The sequence below is a fragment of the Streptomyces sp. NPDC050418 genome, from assembly GCF_044458745.1.
GTDB lineage: Bacteria > Actinomycetota > Actinomycetes > Streptomycetales > Streptomycetaceae > Streptomyces.
Map to the genome: position 1 here is coordinate 267061 of NZ_JBITIG010000012.1, position 20120 is coordinate 287180.

At 73.3% G+C, this 20120-nt stretch carries 12 protein-coding genes; 3 read left to right on the top strand and 9 right to left on the bottom strand.

Annotation, left to right across the window (positions count from 1 at the left end):
* Positions 1–56 precede the first annotated feature (56 nt).
* The 5 genes from ACIBI4_RS28250 to ACIBI4_RS28270 all read right to left on the bottom strand — a co-directional run bounded on the left by ACIBI4_RS28250 (position 57) and on the right by ACIBI4_RS28270 (position 6798).
* The gene (locus tag ACIBI4_RS28250) at positions 57–695 is read right to left on the bottom strand and encodes a GntR family transcriptional regulator (protein WP_399206907.1); all 639 of its coding nucleotides are present in this window, start codon (positions 693–695) and stop codon (positions 57–59) included.
* Positions 696–868: 173 nt separating this feature from the next.
* Entirely contained in the window at positions 869–2608 is a 1740-nt protein-coding gene (gene sucB, locus ACIBI4_RS28255; RefSeq protein WP_399206908.1) for a 2-oxoglutarate dehydrogenase, E2 component, dihydrolipoamide succinyltransferase, read from the bottom strand.
* An 88-nt stretch (positions 2609–2696) separates the two neighbouring features.
* The gene (gene lpdA / locus ACIBI4_RS28260; RefSeq protein WP_399206909.1) at positions 2697–4085 is read right to left on the bottom strand and encodes a dihydrolipoyl dehydrogenase; all 1389 of its coding nucleotides are present in this window, start codon (positions 4083–4085) and stop codon (positions 2697–2699) included.
* A gap of 254 nt (positions 4086–4339) precedes the next feature.
* Positions 4340–5875: a leucyl aminopeptidase gene (locus ACIBI4_RS28265; RefSeq protein WP_399206910.1), complete on the bottom strand. Its 1536-nt coding sequence runs from the start codon at positions 5873–5875 to the stop codon at positions 4340–4342.
* 134 nt (positions 5876–6009) lie between these two features.
* Positions 6010–6798: an adenosylcobinamide-GDP ribazoletransferase gene (locus tag ACIBI4_RS28270; protein ID WP_399206911.1), complete on the bottom strand. Its 789-nt coding sequence runs from the start codon at positions 6796–6798 to the stop codon at positions 6010–6012.
* A 77-nt stretch (positions 6799–6875) separates the two neighbouring features.
* Here ACIBI4_RS28270 and ACIBI4_RS28275 point away from each other — a divergent pair, with 77 nt between their 5' ends.
* Positions 6876–7685, top strand: a complete 810-nt coding sequence (locus ACIBI4_RS28275; RefSeq protein ID WP_399206912.1) for a hypothetical protein — start codon at positions 6876–6878, stop codon at positions 7683–7685.
* Here ACIBI4_RS28275 and ACIBI4_RS28280 read toward each other — a convergent pair.
* The 3 genes from ACIBI4_RS28280 to cobT all read right to left on the bottom strand — a co-directional run bounded on the left by ACIBI4_RS28280 (position 7580) and on the right by cobT (position 11336).
* Positions 7580–8323, bottom strand: a complete 744-nt coding sequence (locus ACIBI4_RS28280; protein WP_399206913.1) for a hypothetical protein — start codon at positions 8321–8323, stop codon at positions 7580–7582. The genes ACIBI4_RS28275 and ACIBI4_RS28280 overlap by 106 nt on opposite strands.
* Positions 8320–10104 (bottom strand): phosphatidylglycerol lysyltransferase domain-containing protein, encoded by a 1785-nt coding sequence (locus ACIBI4_RS28285; protein WP_399206914.1) that lies wholly within the window; start codon positions 10102–10104, stop codon positions 8320–8322. The genes ACIBI4_RS28280 and ACIBI4_RS28285 overlap by 4 nt, the downstream gene beginning before the upstream one ends.
* 74 nt (positions 10105–10178) lie before the next feature.
* Positions 10179–11336, bottom strand: coding sequence for a nicotinate-nucleotide--dimethylbenzimidazole phosphoribosyltransferase (cobT, locus tag ACIBI4_RS28290; RefSeq protein WP_399206915.1), 1158 nt, complete (start codon positions 11334–11336; stop codon positions 10179–10181).
* Positions 11337–11560: 224 nt separating this feature from the next.
* On the opposite strand from cobT, the gene ACIBI4_RS28295 reads away from it, so the two are divergent.
* Positions 11561–18349, top strand: coding sequence for an SDR family NAD(P)-dependent oxidoreductase (locus ACIBI4_RS28295; RefSeq protein ID WP_399206916.1), 6789 nt, complete (start codon positions 11561–11563; stop codon positions 18347–18349).
* 44 nt (positions 18350–18393) lie between these two features.
* Here ACIBI4_RS28295 and ACIBI4_RS28300 read toward each other — a convergent pair whose 3' ends face one another.
* Positions 18394–19593 carry a bifunctional adenosylcobinamide kinase/adenosylcobinamide-phosphate guanylyltransferase gene (locus ACIBI4_RS28300; protein WP_399206917.1) on the bottom strand — a complete coding sequence of 400 codons (1200 nt, stop codon included), beginning with the start codon at positions 19591–19593 and terminating at the stop codon, positions 18394–18396.
* Positions 19594–19706: 113 nt separating this feature from the next.
* Between ACIBI4_RS28300 and ACIBI4_RS28305 the strand changes: the two genes are divergently transcribed.
* Complete coding sequence (locus ACIBI4_RS28305) at positions 19707–19952, top strand: hypothetical protein (RefSeq protein WP_399206918.1); 246 nt, start codon at positions 19707–19709, stop codon at positions 19950–19952.
* Positions 19953–20120: the final 168 nt, after the last annotated feature.

Here is a 20120-nt window from a genome sequence, read left to right on the forward strand (position 1 = left end):
CCCCCTTGTGACCGGTTTCAGTCAGCCATAGTTCCCCGTACGGGACAAGGGCGGCCCTACTCGGCCGCCGCCGCCGGCGCCGGAGCGCAGCCCAGGACGTGGTCCTTCACCATCTGGCCGATTCCCGGATCCCGCCGCAGGAACGCCTCCACCAGCGCCTGGTGCTCCTCCGCGTACGACTGCTGGACCGTGCCCAGCCACCGGATCGAGAGCGCCGTGAAGACCTCGATGCCCAGGCCTTCCCACGTGTGGAGCAGCACGGAGTTCCCCGCGGCCCGCACCAGCTCGCGGTGGAACGCCACCGTGTGCCGCACCTGCGCGGTGCCGTCCGCGGCCTGGTCGGCCACGTACAGGGCCTCCACGTGGGGCGTGAGCGCCGAGCAGTCGGCGGCCAGCTTCTCGGCCGCCAGCTCCGCCGCGATCTGCTCGAGACCCGCTCGTACGGGATACGACTCCTCGAGATCGGCCGCGGACAGGTTCCGCACCCGTACGCCCTTGTTGGGCGCCGACTCGATCAGGCGGAGCGACTCCAGCTCCCGCAGCGCCTCGCGTACCGGCGTCTGGCTGACCTCCAGCTCGACCGCGATCCGGCGCTCCACGATGCGCTCACCGGGCTGCCAGCGGCCGCTGACGATCCCCTCCACGATGTGCTCGCGGATCTGCTCGCGCAGAGATTGGACGACGGGGGCGGACATGACGTGCTCCTTCGGGAAGGGCGCGATCCCTGCGTGAGCGCGGGCTCGACCCCCAAACAATACGGCGGTGCCCCCGCCCGGAAACGTCCGGACGGGGGCACACATGGCACTGAGTGACGAGCCTTACACGGCGGTCATCCCATTTGGGCCGATCAGCGGCCCGTATGCCGGGGTCACAGACCCAGCTCGACCTCGAACTCGCCGGCCTCGAGGATCTGCTTGACCGTGGTCAGGTAGCGGGCGGCGTCCGCGCCGTCCACCAGACGGTGGTCGTACGACAGGGTCAGGTAGACCATGTCGCGGATCGCGATCGTCTCGCCGAGGTCCGGGTGGTTGATGACCACAGGACGCTTGACGGTGGCGCCGATGCCGAGGATGCCGACCTGGTTCGGGGGCACGATGATCGTGTCGAACAGGGCGCCGCGCGAACCGGTGTTGGAGATGGTGAAGGTCGCGCCGGACAGCTCGTCCGGGGTGATCTTCGACGCGCGGACCTTGCTGGCGAGGTCGGCCGTGGCCTTGGAGATACCGGCCAGGTTGAGGTCGCCCGCACCCTTGATGACCGGGGTCATCAGGCCCTTCTCGGAGTCCACGGCGATGCCGATGTTCTCCGAGTCGTGGTACGTGATGGTGCCGTCGTCCTCGTTGATCCGCGCGTTGACGACCGCGTGGACCTTGAGTGCCTGGGCGGCGGCCTTCACGAAGAACGGCATCGGGGACAGCTTGACGCCCTCACGGGCGGCGAAGGAGTCCTTGGCCGCGGCCCGCAGCTTCATGATCTTGGTGACATCCACCTCGACCATGGAGGACAGCTGGGCCTGGCCGTGCAGCGCCTTCATCATGTTGTCGCCGATGACCTTGCGCATGCGGGTCATCTTGACCGTCTGACCGCGCAGCTCGGAGGCCTGGATCGCCGGAGCCTTGGCGGCGGCCGGAGCGGCAGCGGCCGGAGCGGCGGCGACCGGGGCGGCGGCCTTCGCGGCCTCGGCGGCGGCGAGGACGTCCTGCTTGCGGATACGGCCGCCGACGCCGGTGCCCTTGACGGCGCTGAGGTCGACACCGTTCTCGGAGGCGAGCTTGCGCACCAGCGGGGTGACGTACGCGCCGTCGTCCACGGGCTGGGCGGCGGCGGGCGCGGCCGGAGCCGGGGCGGCCGGGGCCACGGGCGCGGGCGCCGGGGCGGCGACCGGAGCCGGAGCGGCCACGGGGGCGGGCGCGGCGACGGGAGCCGGGGCGGCCACGGGGGCCGGGGCAGCGGCCGGAGCCGGAGCGGCGGGGGCGGCCGGGGCAGCCGGAGCGGCACCCGGTGCACCGATGACGGCGAGCTTGGCGCCGACCTCGGCGGTCTCGTCCTCACCGACCGTGATCTCGAGCAGTACGCCGGCGACCGGCGACGGGATCTCGGTGTCGACCTTGTCCGTGGAGACCTCGAGCAGCGGCTCGTCGGCCGCGACGGTCTCGCCGACCTCCTTGAGCCAGCGGGTCACGGTGCCCTCGGTGACGGACTCGCCCAGGGCGGGGAGCGTCACGTCGGTGCCCGTGGCACCACCGGCGGAGGCGGCGGCGGGAGCCGGAGCCGCGGGAGCGGCCGGAGCCTCGGCCACGGGGGCCGGAGCAGCCGGAGCCGCGGGGGCCTCGGCGGCAGCCGGGGCGGGGGCGGCCGCGGGGGCACCGCTGCCGTCGTCGATCAGGGCCAGCTCGGCGCCGACCTCGACCGTCTCGTCCTCGGCGACCTTGATGGACGCGAGGACACCGGAGACGGGGGAGGGGATCTCGGTGTCGACCTTGTCGGTCGACACCTCGAGCAGCGGCTCGTCGGCCTCGACGCGCTCGCCCTCGGCCTTCAGCCAACGGGTGACAGTGCCCTCGGTGACGCTCTCGCCGAGCGCCGGAAGGGTTACGGAAACCGCCATGGTTTCTGTTGCTCCTTACGAAAGTGCGGGGAAGTTTGTGGGGGCCGTACTGCCCCGGGCCCTGCGGCCCGAGGCGGCCCGAGGGCTGCTAGTCGTGCGAGTGCAGCGGCTTGCCGGCCAGCGCCAGGTGAGCCTCGCCGAGCGCCTCGTTCTGCGTCGGGTGCGCGTGGATGAGCTGCGCGACCTCGGCCGGGAGCGCCTCCCAGTTGTAGATCAGCTGGGCTTCGCCGACCTGCTCGCCCATCCGGTCACCGACCATGTGGACGCCGACGACGGCACCGTCCTTGACCTGGACCAGCTTGATCTCACCGGCGGTCTTGAGGATCTTGGACTTGCCGTTGCCCGCGAGGTTGTACTTGAGGGCGACGACCTTGTCCGCGCCGTAGATCTCCTTGGCCTTGGCCTCGGTGATACCGACGGAGGCGACCTCCGGGTGGCAGTACGTCACGCGGGGCACACCGTCGTAGTCGATCGGGACGACCTTCAGGCCGGCCAGCCGCTCCGCCACCAGGATGCCCTCGGCGAAGCCGACGTGCGCGAGCTGGAGGGTCGGGACGAGGTCACCGACGGCCGAGATGGTCGGCACGTTGGTCTGCATGTACTCGTCGACCAGGACGTAGCCGCGGTCCATCGCGACGCCCTGCTCCTCGTAGCCGAGACCGGCCGAGACCGGGCCGCGGCCGATGGCGACCAGGAGGACCTCGGCCTCGAAGGTCTTGCCGTCGGCGAGGGTGACCTTGACGCCGTTCTGGGTGTACTCGGCGGACTGGAAGAACGTGCCGAGGTTGAACTTGATCCCGCGCTTGCGGAACGCACGCTCGAGGATCTTCGAGGAGTTCACGTCCTCGACCGGGACGAGGTTCTTCAGACCCTCGATCACGGTCACGTCGGTGCCGAAGGACTTCCACGCCGAGGCGAACTCGACGCCGATGACGCCGCCGCCCAGGATGATCGCGGACTCCGGGACGCGGTCCAGGACGAGCGCGTGGTCCGAGGAGATGATGCGGTTGCCGTCGATCTCCAGACCCGGCAGCGACTTCGGCACGGAGCCGGTCGCCAGAAGAATGTGGCGGCCCTGGATGCGCTGCCCGTTCACGTCCACCGAGGTGGGCGACGACAGCCGGCCCTCACCCTCGATGTACGTCACCTTGCGGGAGGCGACCAGGCCCTGCAGGCCCTTGTACAGGCCGGAGATCACGTCGTCCTTGTACTTGTGGACGGCCGCGATGTCGATGCCCTCGAACGAGGACTTCACACCGAACTGCGCGCTCTCGCGCGTCTGGTCGGCGACCTCACCGGCGTGCAGCAGCGCCTTCGTGGGGATGCAGCCGTTGTGCAGGCAGGTGCCGCCGAGCTTGTTCTTCTCGATCAGGGCGACGTCCAGACCAAGCTGAGCGGCGCGCAGAGCCGCGGCGTATCCGCCGCTACCGCCGCCGAGGATCACTAGGTCGAAAACGGTGCTGGCGTCGTTCGCCACGTCACGTCCTCCATGCTGTGCGCCGTACGCCGGTCCTCACTGACCGCGCGGCGGCTGGTGTTCGGCCGCTTGTACCTTCGGCCCTGTGGTGGGGGCCCTGTCCTGCCACAGGCCATCTTCGCACTTGTCGGGCGTGAGCGGGACGTCGGGCCACAGTGCAAGACGTTTGATCGATCACACAAGGGTCCCCGGCGCACGCGAACGGCCCCGGGCACGAGGCCCGGGGCCGCAGGTCACGCGGGGGACAGGCGAGATCAGCCCAGGTCACCGGCCGCCGTGCGCTCGGCCAGGGCGACGAGCGTGCGGACCGCCGTACCCGTGCCGCCCTTCGGCGTGTAGCCGAACGGCGCGCCCTCGTTGAAGGCCGGGCCCGCGATGTCGAGGTGCGCCCAGGTGATGCCCTCGCCGACGAACTCGCGCAGGAACAGACCGGCCACCAGGCCGCCGCCCATCCGCTCGCCCATGTTGGCGATGTCGGCGGTCGGCGAGTCCATGCCCTTGACCAGGTGCTCGGGCAGCGGCATCGGCCACGCCGGCTCGCCCGACTCCTCGGCGATCTCGTACACGGAGGTACGGAACGCGTCGTCGTTCGCCATGATCCCGAAGGTGCGCGAGCCGAGCGCCACCATCATCGCGCCGGTCAGCGTCGCGACGTCCACGATCGCGTCGGGCTTGTCCTCGGAGGCCTTGGCCAGCGCGTCGGCCAGGACGAGACGGCCCTCGGCGTCGGTGTTGAGGACCTCGACGGTCTTGCCCGAGTACATCCGCAGGACGTCGCCGGGACGGGTCGCGGAGCCCGACGGCATGTTCTCGGCGAGCGCGAGCCAGCCGGTGACGTTGACCTCGAGGCCGAGACGGGCGGCCGCGACGACGGCGGCGAACACGGCGGCGGCACCGCTCATGTCGCACTTCATCGTCTCGTTGTGGCCGGCCGGCTTCAGCGAGATGCCGCCCGAGTCGTACGTGATGCCCTTGCCGACGAAGGCGAGGTGCTTCTTCGCCTTGGCGTGCGTGTAGGAGAGCTTCACCAGGCGCGGTGCGGAGGCGGAACCGGCACCGACGCCGAGGATGCCGCCGTAGCCGCCCTTGGTGAGCGCCTTCTCGTCGAGCACCTGCACCTTGAGGCCGTGCTCCTTGGCCGCAGCCTGCGCGACGGCCGCGAAGGCCTCCGGGTTGAGGTCGTTCGGCGGGGTGTTGATCAGGTCGCGGGCGCGGTTGAGCTCCTCGGCCACGGCGGTGGCGCGCTCGATCGCGGCCTTCGCGGCCTTGTCGCGCGAGCCCAGGATCACGGCCTCGCCGAGCGGGCCCTTGGCGGCGTCCTTCTTCGAGGACTTCGCGGACTTGGCCGCGCCGTTCTCCTTGTACGCGTCGAAGGAGTACGCGCCGAGCAGCGCGCCCTCGCCGATCGCCTGCACCGCACCGTCGCCGTCGACGGGCAGCGCGAACGCGGCCTTCTTCGTACCGGTCAGGGCGCGGGCGGCGGCACCGGCCGCGCGGCGCAGCGCCTCGGCGTCGAACGATCCGTCCTTCTCCGCCGCCGCACCGAGACCGACCGCGAGCACGAGCGGGGCCTTCACGCCGTCGGGCGCGGGAACCTTGGTGACCTCGCCCTCGCCGCCCGAGGCGCCGAGGGTCTCGAGGACGGTGGCGAGCTTGCCGCCGAAGGCCTTCTCGACGGTGTCGGCGCCGGGGGCGACGACCGGGCCCTTGTCGCCCTTGGCGACTCCGACGACGAGTGCGTCGGCCTTCAGGCCGACGGCGGCGGCGGTGCTGAGGCTCAGAGCAGTCACGGTGGTGAGTTCTCTCTTCTGTTGGTTTTCGGGGTGGTGTCCCTTGGTGAGCCTACGCTTGCGGTGGTTGCGGGGCGTCTGCGGCAGGGATTATCGGTACGGGGTGGGCGCTGGGCACCACGCGGGACGTGCCGTCAGCCGAGTGCCGACACCACCAACGCCCCCGTCACCGCCACCTCCGCCACCGCCCCGAACACATCCCCGGTGATCCCGCCGAAGCGTCGTACGCACCGGCGCAGCAGGAGTTCGCCGAGGGCGAGTGCGCCCAGTACCGCGAGTGCCCCGTGCAGGACGCCGACCGTGCCGTGACCGGCCGCGGCCGCGAGGCAGGTGACCAGGGCGGCGACGAGTGCCGCGGACTGCAGCGGGACCGTTCCGGCGACCGCCGCGCCCAGGCCCTCCGGCCGGGCGGCGGGTACGGACGGGCGGGACGCCAGGGTCAGGGCCGTGCGGCCCGCGACGTGGGCCACGGTCGCCGCGACCGCTCCGGCCGCCCAGCCCCGCTCCTCGTACACCTGGAAGAACACCGCGACCTGCGCGAGCAGGACGAACAGCAGGGTGACCACGCCGAACGGGCCGATGTCCGAGCGCTTCATGATGGCGAGCGCCTCGTCGGCCGGCTTCGCGCTGCCGAGGCCGTCCGCCGTGTCCGCGAGCCCGTCCAGATGCAGCGCCCGGGTGAGTACCGCGGGGACGGCCGCCGTCGCGACCGCGGCGAGCAGCGGGCCCGCGCCCAGGAGCAGCAGCGCTCCGCCGGCCGCCGCCGAGCAGAGGCCGACGACCAGGCCCGCGAGCGGCGCGCACAGCATGCCGACGCGTGCGGCGGCCCGGTCCCACCGCTCCACGCGTACCGGCAGGACGGTCAGGGTGCCGAAGGCGAAGCGCACACCGGCGGAGAGGGGGGCGGGGTCCTGTTGCGTCACCGCGGCAGGCTAACCGCCGCCGTAGCGCGTTAAATGGCCCTTACCAGACAGAAGCGGGCATATCGGGAGGCCGTGGCGTGAGTCACTGGTGGTACCGGAACATCGTCGAACCGGGGAAGCTGCCGCTGCTGCTCGCGCTTGTCTCGTTCGTCCTGTCGTTCCTGGTGACCCGGATCATCACGCGGATGATCCGCGCGGGCAAAGGCCCCTTCGGGAACGTGAAGGCCGGCGATCTGCACATCCACCACGTGGTGCCCGGCATCATCCTCACGATCATCGGCGGCTTCGGTGCCGTCGCCGCGGGCCGGCACAGCTTCGGCTCGCTGGCCTCGGCGGTGATCTTCGGGCTCGGGGCCGGTCTCGTCCTCGACGAGTTCGCGCTGATCCTGCATCTCGACGACGTGTACTGGAGCGAGGCGGGCCGCAAGAGCGTCGAGATCGTGGTGCTCACCGCGGCCCTGGTCGCGCTGGTGCTCGGCGGCTTCCTGCCGTTCGGCGTCAATGAACTCACCACCGAGGAACGGCACAGCCGCGTCTTCGTCGTGATGAACACCGCGACGAACTTCTTCTTCGCCCTGATCGCGCTCGCCAAGGGCAAGCCGCGGATGGCGATGTTCGGCATCGTCGTGCCGTTCGTCGCGATGTTCGGCGCCATCCGGCTGGCCCGCCCGGGTTCGCCCTGGTGGAAGCTCTTCTACAAGAACCGTCCGCGCGCCCGCTCCCGCGGCGCCCTGCGCGCCTTCCACCACGACCGCCGCTGGTCGAAGCCGCGGCGCAAGGTTCAGGAACTGCTCGGCGGCCGTTTCGACCCGGAGCCGCGGCGCAGCGCCGTGGTCGACCCGGATCCCGCGCCCGGCCCCGACCACATGCCCGAGCGCCGGCGCTGACGCAGCGCGGATACGGCGCACAGCAGCAGTACCGCGACGATCGCGGCGAGATGCTCGCGGCCCGCGAGGTTGTCGTCGATCAGCGTCTCGGCGACCATCGCCCCGATCACCAGCGCCATCGTGCACCAGGCCCGGTAGCGCCAGCACACGTACACGGCCAGGCCCACCACCGCGGCCGACGGGCCCGTGTCGACGACCTGGGCGTCCGAGGCGGGCAGCCCGAGCGGCCGGTCCTCGCCGAGCCAGATCCCGAACCGCGCGTACAGCGTCCCGGCCAGGGTGGCCACGTATCCGATGACGAGCATCCGCCGCCGGCCGAGCGCGATCTCCGCGATCCCGAACACGAGCAGGATCTGGCCGAGCGCTCCCCACACCGGCAGGTCGAGGGCCGGTACGAAGAGGGAGAGCGGGGTGCGCAGGAGCGCGAGCCAGAGGGGTTCCTCGGCGCGTACGGAGCCGATGTTCTGGACGAACTGGTAGCCCCACTCCTGGTTCTGGATGTACTGGAGCAGCGCGGTGAGGCAGACCGCCGCCAGCGTGACCGGGATCGCGCGCCATTTCTTGGCCGCGAGGCCGTCGCGAACGGCCCGGTACAGAGCCCCCCATTCCGCCCGTACGAACTTCCGAAGGAGGTTCACCGGCGGGATTCCAAGTGGCGCCGGTGCAGCCACTTGGGCAACCCGGGAGCTTCCAGGAACCCCTCGGCGCGGGCCGCCGCGACCCCGATCCGCAGCAGGTCGCCGCTCTTCTCGAAGAGCAGGAAGCGCGGCTCCCAGATGGGCCGGTACTTCGCGTTGGCCCGGTACAGGGACTCGATCTGCCACCAGCGCGAGCAGAAACTCAGGAGCGAGCGCCACATCCGCAGCACGGGGCCCGCGCCGATCCGTGCGCCGCGTTCGAAGACCGAGCGGAACATCGCGAAGTTGAGGGAGACCTGTGCGATGCCGATGTCGCCCGAGCGCCGCAGGAGTTCGATGACCATGAACTCCATCAGGCCGTTGTCCGCGTCGCGGTCACGCCGCATCAGATCCAGCGACAGCCCCTTCGGGCCCCACGGCACGAACGACTGCAGCGCCCTCAACCCGCCCGTGCCGTCCGTGCACTCGACCATCACGCACCGCCCGTCCTGCGGGTCACCCAGCCGTCCGAGCGCCATCGAGAAGCCGCGCTCGGTGGCGCCGTCGCGCCAGTCGTCGGCCCTCCGGAGGAGATACGTGAGCTCGTCGGCCGGGATGTCCTCGTGCCGCCGGATCCGGACCCGGTAGCCGGCGCGCTGGACGCGGTTGTGGGCCTGGCGGACGGTGCGCATCGCACGCCCCTCCAGCGTGAAGTGTCCATCTGCGGCTCCGCCGCGGGCGCATGTCTCCACGAGCGCTTCGTCTCCGAGCTCCAGCGCGTCGAGCCCGTGCCGCGCGTAGATCGTGCCGCCCTCCTCGCTCGCCCCGATCACCGCCGGTGCCCAGCCGTGCTCGCGCGCCTCGGCCAGCCACGGCTCGATCGCGCCGGGCCAGGCCTCGGGGTCGCCGATCGGGTCGCCGGACGCGAGCGAGACGCCGCTGACGACGCGGTAGGCGACGGCGGCCTTGCCGCTCGGGGACCAGATCACGCTCTTGTCGCGGCGCAGCGCGAAGTAGCCGAGGGAGTCGCGTTCGCCCTGGCGGTCGAGGAGTTCGCGCAGCCGCTTCTCGTCGTCCTCGGTCAGCGGGTCGACGGCGCGGCGCGAGCGGAACGCGGCGTACAGGATCGCGAGCAGCAGGGCCGTGCTGAGGACATTGATCGAGATGTCGACCCAGCCGGGGGTGGTGATCGTCGGATGGGACTCGTCGGCGGCGAGCGAGACGAGCCGGGCCGTGCCGTAGCGCCAGCGCTCCAGGAATCCGGCCCTGTGGCTCTGGTCGGTGACGGTGACCAGGAGCGCGGCCAGCAGCGAGGTGCCGAGCAGACCGCCCGCGCCCACGATCGCGGCCAGCCTCGGGTTGGCGCGGTCGCCCTTCGCGTAGAACTCGCTGCGGCCGAGCGCAAGCGCCGCGACGAACAGGGCCGTCAGACCGAGCGACACCCAGTTCTGCGGATGACGGCGGATCTCCTCGAAGAGCATCGCGAACGCGAAGAGCGCCAGGAAGGCGCCGCTGAGCACGGAGTTGAGGATCCAGGCGGCGCGCTTGCGGCGGCGCATCGTGATGGCGAGGAAGAGCGTGAAGAGACCGGAGGCGAAGCCCGCGGTCAGCAGGTACGGGGTGAAGAAGTCATCGGTGTTGTGGCGGCGCAGGTCCTGGGCGAAGGAGACCCAGAACGCGCTCAGGAAGTTGAGGAACGCGACGCCCCGCAGATACCAGACGGCGAACGCCGCCGCCCGTCTGCGGTGCGCCGCCGCGCGTGCTCCGGCGGCGGTCCCTGACTCACGTCCGGCCTCTCCCATGGAACGGGATCCTATGGGGCGAATCGGGCATTACGGGGTCAGGTGGCGCCGTGCTGTTCAGGGGTGACGGGTCCTCAGGCGGGCTCGGACTCCGCGTCTTCGGCGGGCTTCTCCTGCTCGGCGGGGTCCTTCTGTACGGGCTCTTCCTCTACGGGCTCGTCCTGTACGAGCTCGTCCTGTGCGGGCTCTTCCTGTACGGGAAGTTCCGCGGCGAGCGCTGCGGCGGAGCGGACCAGGGGCAGGGCGAGCAGGGCGCCCGTGCCCTCGCCCGCGGTCACGTCGTGGGTGAGCAGCGGTTCGAGGGCGAGCCGGTCGAAGGCCTTGGCCTGGCCCGGCTCGCCGCTGGTCTGCCCGGCCAGCCACCAGTCGGGCGCACGGAACGCGACGCGCTGGGCGACGAGGGCGGCGGCGCCGGAGACGACGCCGTCGAGGATCACCGGGGTGTGCCGGACCGCGCTCTGCAGCAGGAAGCCGGTGAGGGCGGCGAGGTCGGCGCCGCCGACGGTCTGCAGGAGCTGCAGCTGGTCGCCGAGGACGGGGCGGGCACGGCGCAGGGTGTCGCGGATCGCGGCGCACTTGCGCATCCAGGCGAGGTCGTCGATGGGGCGGCCGCCGCGGCCGGTCACCACGGACGCGTCGGTGCCGCAGAGCGCGGCGATCAGGACCGCGGCGGGGGTGGTGCCGCCGACGCTCAGGTCGCCGAGTACGACCAGGTCCGTCCCGGCGTCGGCCTCCTCGTCGGCGATGGCCATGCCCGCGCGGACGGCGGCCTCGGCCTCCTCGGGAGCGAGGGCATCCTCGATGTCGATCCGGCCCGAACCGCGGCGCACGCGGTGGCCGGCGATCTCGGCGGGCAGCGACGCGGGGTCGGCGTCGAGCGAGAGGTCCACGACGCGTACGGGGACGTCGGCGTGGCGTGCGAGGACGGCCACCGGGCTCGAACCGTCGAGCACGGCGCGCACCAGTTCGTGCGCGGTGCCCGGTTCGCGGGCGGACACGCCGAGCTCGGCGATGCCGTGATCGCCCGCGAACAGCAGCACCTTCGGCCGGCGTACGGGCTTCACGGGTACGGAGCCCTGGGCCGCCGCGAGCCACTCGCCGAGCTCGTCGAGGCGGCCGAGGGCGCCGGGGGGTACGGCGAACTTGGCTCGCCGCTCCTCGGCGTCGCGTCGTACGCCGCCGTCGGGGCGCTCGATCAGGTCGGCGAAGTCATCGAGATTCAGCGCGCTCATGCGGGTGAAGGTTACCGGGGCCGGGTTGCCGTCTCCGCCACGGTCGAGGGGGGCCCAGGGAGCGGTCGTCCCTGACGCCCCCTCAACCCCCAACAGCTCCCCCTGTTACGCCATGCGAAGCACCCCCGACGAGGGGGTCATTGCAGTGGGTCAAGGGATCCCTTACGTTCCGCTTTGAGTCGGATTGTCGTACTGTTTCGTGCCTATCAGAGGAGCCCGCTTCCGTGACGCAGACGCAGACCGTTATCGGCGTCAGCCCGTTCGGTGCGCCGGACGTGCGGCTCGTTGCCGCCGTTGCCCGGGCCGGCGGGCTCGGTGTCCTGGACCTCGGCGGTGGCGGGCGCCGGGCCCGCGAGGCCCTCGCGCTCGCCCGTGCCTGGGCCCCGGGAGCCTTCGGTGTGCGGATCGGCGCGCACCCCGGGCTCGACCCCGACGAACTGCGCGACCCCGCGGGTCCGCACACCGTCCTGCTCGCCCCCGACGCCCCCTGGGGCGTCCCCGAAGTCCCCGCGCCCACCGTCCTCGTCGAGGTCCGCAGCGCCGCCGAGGCCGCGCACGCCGTGCGTGAAGGCGCGGCGGGGATCGTCGTGCGGGGCAGTGAATGCGGCGGTGAGGCCGGGGAGTTGTCGACCTTCGTACTGCTGCAGCAGGTGGTGGGGGAGGTCGGCGAGACCGTTCCCGTCTGGGCCTGCGGCGGAATCGGGCCCCGTACCGCTGCCGCCGCGGTCGTCGCCGGCGCGGCCGGTGTCGTCCTCGATGTGCAGCTCGCCCTCCTGGAGGAGAGCGACACCGACGACATGGTCGCGCGGTTCCTGCGGACCGCGGACGGTTCCGAGAGCGTGGTCGTCGAGGGCCGCCGCGTCCTCGACCGCCGCCGCCCCGGCCTCGCCCCGGCCCTGCGCGACCAGCCGCTGCCGCTCGGCCAGGACGCTTTCCTCGCGGCCCGGTTCGCCGAGAAGTACGGGACCGTCGCGGCCGCGGTCGCAGCGGTGCGCAACGGTATCGACGAGGCCGCGCACGCCGACACCTCGGCCCTGCGCGGCGGCACCGCCATGTGCCGCGCCCTCGGTACCGCACTGCCCGTCGCCCAGGGCCCGATGGCCCACGTCAGCGACCAGGCCGGCTTCGCCGCGGCCGTCGCGGACGGCGGCGGACTCCCGTTCCTCGCGCTCCCGCAGACCGGCGAGGAGCAGACCCGCGCCCTGATGGAGCGCACGCGCGAGGCGCTCGGCGACCGCCCCTGGGGCGTCGGCCTGCTCGGCTTCGCGCCCGAGGAGGTCCGTACCGCCCAGCTCGACGCCGTACGCGAACTGCGCCCCAGCCATGCCGTCCTCTCGGGCGGCCGCCCCGCGCAGGCCGCCGAGCTGGAGGCCGAGGGCGTCGCCACCTTCCTGCACGCCCCCTCGTCCGGGCTGCTCGAGGAGTTCCTCGCCGCGGGCGCGCGCCGCTTCGTCCTCGAAGGCGCCGAATGCGGCGGGCCCGTCGGACCGCGCAACAGCTTCCCGCTCTGGGAGGCCCAACTCGCCGTACTGGAAGACTTCCTGGACGCGCACGACGACGAGGACCCGGCCGCGCTCCAGATCCTCTTCGCCGGCGGCATCCACGACGAGCGCTCCGCCGCCATGGTCGCCGCACTCGCCGCGCCCCTCACGGAACGCGGCGCCGCGACCGGTGTGCTCATGGGCACCGCGTACCTCTTCACCGAGGAGGCCGTGGACCGCGGGGCGATCAGACCGCTGTTCCAGCAGGCCGTTCTGGCCGCCGACTCCACCGTGCTCCTGCACACCGCACCCGGGCACGCCACGCGCTGCGTCCCGAGCGCGTTCACGGCGGCGTACGAGACGTACAAGGAAGAACTGCGCGCGCAGGGCGTCCCGGAACGGCAGGCCCACGAGGAGATGGAGCGGCTGAACACGGCCCGGCTGCGGATCGCGGGCAAGGGCATCGAGCGCGTCGGCGACGAACTCGTCGACGTGGACGAGGAACGCCGGCTCCGCGAGGGCCTGTTCGCGGCCGGGGAGGTGGCGGTGCTGCGCGCCGCGACCACCACCGTCGCCGCGCTGCACCACGGAGTCGGCGACGGCGCGGCCGCGTACTACGCGCGGCGCGCGGCCCGGCTCCGCGTGGCCAAGGTCGGCACGGTGGAGGAGCGCCCGGTGCCGGCCGCGCTGGATGTGGCCGTCGTCGGCCTGTCCGCGATGTTCCCCGGCGCCCCCGACCTCGACGCCTACTGGGCGGGGATCCTCGCGGGGGAGGACGGCGAGGCGCAGGGCGACGGCACGCGGGACGGCTCCCCGGCGGCGAACGGCGGCTTCCTGGCTCCGGTCGGCTTCGACCCGCTCGCGTACGGAATCGAGCCGGACGCCCTCGCGGAGATCGAACCGGTCCAGCTGCTGGCCCTCGAAGCCGCCCGGCACGCCTTGGAGGACGCGGGCCTCGACCGCAAGGAGTTCCCGCGCGGGCGTACATGCGTGGTGTTCGGTGCCGCGTCCGGCGGCGACACCGTCCTGTCCGGCCGGATCGCCGGCCGCCTCGGCCTCGGCGGCGCGGGCTTCACCGTCGACGCCGGCTCCGCCTCCTCGCTCATGGCCCTCGACGCGGCCTGCAAGGAGCTGACGAGCGGCGCCGCGGACGTCGCGCTGTGCGGTGGCGCCGAGGTGCACGACGGCGTCGTCATGGAAACGGGCACGGACACGGACAGCGGCGTGCCCCGCGAGGGCGTCGCGTGCGTCGTGCTCAAGCGGCGCGCGGACGCCGAGCGGGACGGTGACCGGATCTACGCGGTCATCAAGGGCATCGGCTCGGCGGGGGAGGGGCCGGGGTCCGGCCCGCGCCCCGAGGCAGGGCGCACCGCCCTGGGGCGCGCCCACGCCCAGGCCCGTGTCTCACCCGCCGACGTCGGCCTCGTGGAGACCCCCACGGCCGTCGCGGACGCTGAACTCGCGGCCCTGTCCGAGGTGTTCGAAGCCGCGGGCGCCGAGCCCGGCTCCTGCGTCATCGACTCGGCGGCCTCGCGGATCGGGCACACCGGGCGCGCCGCGGGCCTCGCCGGACTCATCAAGGCCGCGCTCGCCCTGCACACCGGGGTGCGCCCGCCCACCGAGCTCCATGAGCACGCACTGCCGTGGACCGAGCGGCCTTCGCGCCGCGTCGCCGCTGTCGGCGCCTCCGGCAGCACCGCCGTCCATGTCGTCCTGAAGGCATTCGACGGCGGGGCACCGCCCCGGCAGGGCGCCGCGCAGTGGCCCGCCGAACTGTTCGTGCTGCGCAGCCGCGAGGCCGCCGAGGAACTGATCGCCCTCGCCGCGTCCGGCACCTGGCGGCTGCGGGACCTGGCGCTCGTGGCGGCCCGGAGCGCGGGGACGGGCACCCTCGGCGCGGTCGTCGCCGACTCCGTTGCCCAACTGCCTTCGCTTCTACGGGACTTGCTGGACGGCAAGCGGACCGCGGGGGTCTTCCCGGCGGACCCTGACGCCGTCGCCGAGGACGCCGACCACAAGGTCGCGTTCCTCTTCCCCGGCCAGGGCAGCCAGCGGCCCGGGATGCTCGCCGAGGTGTTCACGGCGTTCCCCGCGACCCAGCGGCATCTGCTCGGCCTCCCTGCCGACGTGCTCTTCCCGCCCGCAGCGCGCGACGCCGACGAGCGCGCCGCGCAGCACGCCCGCCTCACCGACACCCGGCACGCGCAGCCCGCGCTCGGCGCCGTCTCGCTCGCCGCGTACGACGTCCTGACGCTCGCGGGCGTACGGCCCGACCTGGCGGGCGGGCACTCGTACGGCGAGCTGGTCGCCCTCTGCGCCGCCGGAAGCATCGACTCCGCCGTGCTCGCCGGGCTCAGCCGCGCGCGGGCCGAGGCGGTCACCGCCGCCCTCGGCGACGATCCCGGCGCGATGGCCGCGGTCGCGGCCTCCGCGGAGGAGACCGGACAGGTCGTCGTACGCTCCGGACTCGCCGACCAGGTCGTCGCCGCGCACCACAACGCGCCCGCGCGGACCGTGATCTCGGGTCCGACACAGGCCGTCGGCCGCGCCGTCGAAGCGCTCAACGCGGCCGGGCTCCCCGCCCGCCCGCTCCCCGTCGCCTGCGCCTTCCACAGCCCGCTCGTGGCCCGCGCGGTGCCGCGCTTCTCGGCGGCGCTCGCCGGGTACGCGGTGCGCGCGCCCGAGTTCCCGGTCTGGGCGAACCGCACCGGTACGCGGTACGGGTCCTCGCCCGCGGACGTACGGGTCCAGCTCGCCGAGCAGATCGGCGCACCCGTGCGCTTCGCCGAGCAGATCGAGGCGATGTACGACGCCGGGGCGCGGGTCTTCGTCGAGGCCGGGCCCGGGACCGTCCTGACCGGTCTGGTCGGCCAGATCCTCGGCGAACGGCCGCACACCGCCGTACCGTTCGAACCGCGGCCCGGCGCGGGACTGCGCGGACACCTCGAAGCGCTGGCCCGGCTGTTCGCGGCCGGCGTCCCCGTAACGGCGGACCGCCTCCTCACGGACCGCGCCACGCTCCCCACCACCGCGCCGCGACGCCCCGCCTGGACGGTCGACACCCATCTGATCCGCACAGCCGACGGCACCCCCGTGGTGGCCCTGCCACGTCCGTCCGCGGCAGCGGCAGCCTGGCTCGACCACGGTTCGGGCTCGCAGCCCGGCGAACGCGAGGTATTGCTGCGGGAGTTCCTCCAGAACACGAGGGAGACGCTGACCGCTCAGCGGGATGCGCTGGTGGCGTACTTCGGCGGGGCGGACTCGGGGACGGCGGACCCGTCGGTGGCCGAGGAGGCCGTATCGGCGGCACCGGCGGACACTCCGGCCGAGACCGCACCCGCACTCGCACTCGCACTCGCGAATCCAACCGCCCACACCGGGCCGGGGCGGGAGCCGTCCGCGGCGCACTGGGGTGCCCTTGCCGCTACCGCCGCCGCTGCGGCCCTGACTTCACCCGTACCGGTATCCGCTGTGCTGATCACTGACGTCGAACCGGGGCATGAGCCGTCCGTGGCGCAGTCGGGCGCCGCTGCCACCGCCGCGACTCCGGTTGCACCCGCCCCGCTCGCCACAGCGCGCAGGGTTCGCAGTGCCTTGCTCCACCCCCACGGTCTCTTCATCGGAGACCTCACCGAAGACCCCGCCTGGATCGACAGTGCGCCCGATGCCGCCGCCGTACGCATGACGTCCGGCACCGAGGCCGTCACCGCACCCACCCCCATGGAACCGCCGGCCTCGGACGCACCCGTGCCGCACCGTCCGGCCGACAGCGAGCCCCAGGCCCCGCTCACGGAGCCGCAGCCCGCACTGCTGCGGGACTTCACCCCCGTACGCCCGGAGAACGTGAGCCCTGTGCGGCCACAGGACCCGACTCCGGTACAGCCGGAGGAGGCTGACCTCGTACAGCCGGAGGAGGCTGACCTCGTACGCGAGCCCGAGCCCGAGGCAACCACCGGCCCCGACCTCACCTCCGACTCCGACCCCGACTCCGACCCCGACCCCGATCCCGACTTCGACATCGACATCGATCTCGACCCGGAGCCCGACCTCCACCCCGCCACCGAGGCCCCCGCCCCCCGCCCCACCCTCTCCGCCCCCACCCGCCACCGCCTCACCCTCACCCGCCTCACCCCGGCGCCCGCCCCCGGTGCCGCAGCGGCGCAGGATCTGCGGGGGAAGCGGTTTGTGCTGGTCGGGGACGGGACGGCCGTGGCGCAGGCGCTGGTGACGCGGTTGACCGTGCTCGGGGCCATCGCCTCGCGGGCGGGCGATGACCTGGAGGCGCATCAGGGGAGCATGGACGGACTGATCCACGTCGGCGCGCTCGCCGACGGGGCCGAGCCCGTGCTGCCCGGCGCGTTCCCGCTGTTCCGGGCCGCGCTGAGCCGCGCCCCGCGCTGGCTGCTCGCCGCGCGGTACGCGAAGGACACCAGCGGACTCGACGGGTTCTTCCGTACGGTCGCCTGCGAGTACCCGGACACCATCGCCCGCAGCGTGGAGATCGACGGCAGCCGCGGCGCCGCCGAGCAGGCCGAGATGATCGTCGAGGAACTGCTCGCACCGGACCGCGAGCCCGTCGTCCGCCGCACCCCGCGCGAACGCCACGGGATCGCCGTGCAGGAGCAGGGCCTGAGTCTGCCGGAGTCCGCGGACGGCGGCAGATGCGTCGCCGAGGCGTCCGCGCTCGGACTCGGCCCGGACTCCGTCGTCGTGATCGCCGGCGGCGCCCGCGGCATCACGGCCCGCTGCGCCGTGGCGCTCGCCGCCGCCTCACGCTGCCGTATCGAGCTCCTCGGACGTACGGAACTCCCGGACGTACCGGACGAGTTCCCCGACGCCCGCGGCCGCGAGGCCCTGCGCGCCGCGCTCACCGCGCGCGGCGGACTCGCTCCCGAGACGGTCGAGCGGACCGCGTCCGTCATCCTCGCCCAGCGCGAGATCGCCGCCACGCTCGCCGAGATCCACGACGCGGGCGGCACGGCCGGTTACCGGGCCGTCGACGTCCGGGACGCGGAGGCCGTGCAGCAGGCCGTCAAGGAGACGTACACCGTGTACGGGCGGATCGACGGCGTCATCCACGCGGCCGGCGTCGTCGAGGACCGGCCGCTCGCCGCGAAGGACCCGGACTCGTTCCGGCGGGTCTACGGCACCAAGGTGGACGGTGCACGCGTGCTGCTCGCCGCCATGCACCGGCTGCCCCGGCTGCCGCGCTTCACGGTCCTGTTCGGCTCCCTCGCCGCCGTCCTCGGCAACCCCGGCCAGATCGACTACACCGCCGCGAACGACGCCCTCGCCCGCATCGGCCACCGCTGGCAGGACGCCACCGGCACCCGCGCGCTGACGGTGCACTGGGGTCCGTGGGCGCCGACCGGGGCGCACGACGGCATGGTCGGCCCGGAGCAGAGCGCCGACTACGCGCGGCGCGGGATCGAGCTGATCGACCCCGACGACGGCGTGCGCGCGCTGCTGCGCGAACTGGCCTGGGGCGACCCGCAGGCCGGTGAGGTCATCTACACGGCGTCCGGCTGGTGAACGGCGGGGCGGGTCCGCCTCACCTCACGGACCCGCCCGCCGCCTCACCCGCGCAGCACCAGCACCTGCCCCGCCACCACGAGCAGCACATGCTCGCACTCACTCGCGAACGCCGCGTTGAGACGCCCGAGTTCATCACGGAAGCGGCGGCCCGACGCGGTCGCGGGCACCACACCCGAGCCCACCTCGTTCGACACGGCGACCACCGTGCGCGCCGACTGCCGGACCGCGCCCACCAGTTGGGCCACCTGCTCGCGCAGCGCGCGGTCGCCGCCCGCCGCCCACTTCGCGTCGTCCCAGGCCTCCACCTTGTCCATCGCGTCCGTAAGCCACAGCGACAGACAGTCGACGAGGAGCGGCGGTCCGTCCTCCTGGAGGAGGGGCACGAGGTCGCAGGTCTCGAGGGTCCGCCAGGAACCGGGGCGGCGTTCACGGTGCAGCCGTATCCGGTCCGCCCACTCGGCGTCCCCGTCCCGCACCCCGCCCGTCGCCACGTACACGACCTCGGGGAAGGTTTCCAGACGCCGCTCGGCCTCCACCGACTTGCCCGAGCGCGCACCGCCGAGCACCAGCGTGCGGCGCGGCAGATCCGGTACGGCGTGGTACTCGCCGACCACCACCGTCGTACCGTCCCGCACCGCACGCGCCCCGGCCGCGGCGAGCCGGCGGTCCAGCTCCGGCCCCGGCGGGGTGTCATGGTCGATGTGGACCGCGAGCACGTCCGTGGTCGCCGCCACCGCACCGCCCGCCCGCAGCTTGGCCAGCGCGTCCGGCCGGCCGAGCACGTCGAGGAGGACCATGTCGTACGGTTCCGGCCGCTCGACCTCGCCCGCGGGAGCGGTCCCGGGCGGCAGATACAGCACCGACTCACCGTCGGGCCCGGTCACTTCGTACCCCGTGCCGGGCGCGTCCAGGGCGAGCGCCCGCACCCGGTGCCCGTCGAGCAGCGCCAGCTCGGCGCCGTCCGGGACGCGGCCCGCGCGCGGCAGTCCGGCCGGGTGCTCGACGGCCGGGCCGCCGTTCGGATGCGTGAGCAGCACCTGCTGCACCGCCGCGAGCGAGTGCCCCGAGCGGGCCGCGGCGAACGCGGCGCCCGGGGTGAGGTCGAGCAGCAGGACGCCGTCCACGAGCAGCGCCGTGGCGGAGCGCGCGAAGGCGCCGAGCGCACTGGCGCAGGCCGCGCAGGGGCAGTCGGGGCGGGGCAGTCCGGCCGGGGCGCCGGTGCCGAGCAGAGTCAGTTCCACAGGGCGATCCTCCCGCGTCGGTCCGGGTCGTGCGCGCCCGGATAGGCTGATCCTCGGTCCGGTGGCGCGCCCACCTGGCCTTCGGTTGCCGAACGGATCTTTGGAGGCTGTGCATGAGCGCATGGACGTGGCGGTTCGAGAAGGCCGACGGCACCGAGGTCGAACCGGCCGTGGCCCCCGACGAGTTCACCACACAGGGCGACGCGGAGTCCTGGATCGGCGAGTACTGGAAGGAACTCCTGGCCGGCGGCGCCGACCAGGTGCACCTCTTCGAGGACACGACGAAGATCTACGGGCCGATGAGCCTGCACGCCGAGACCGAGGCGGAGCCGGAGTCCGGCGCGAAGACGGACGCCTGACCGGCGCCGGCGGACGATGCGGGGTGGGGGGGGGGGGGGGGGGGGGGGCGGGGCCCCCCCCCCCCCCCCCCCCCCGGCCCGGGGGCCTTAACCGACCGCGCCCTCCATCTGCAGCTCGATCAGCCGGTTGAGCTCCAGGGCGTACTCCATGGGCAGCTCCTTCGCGAT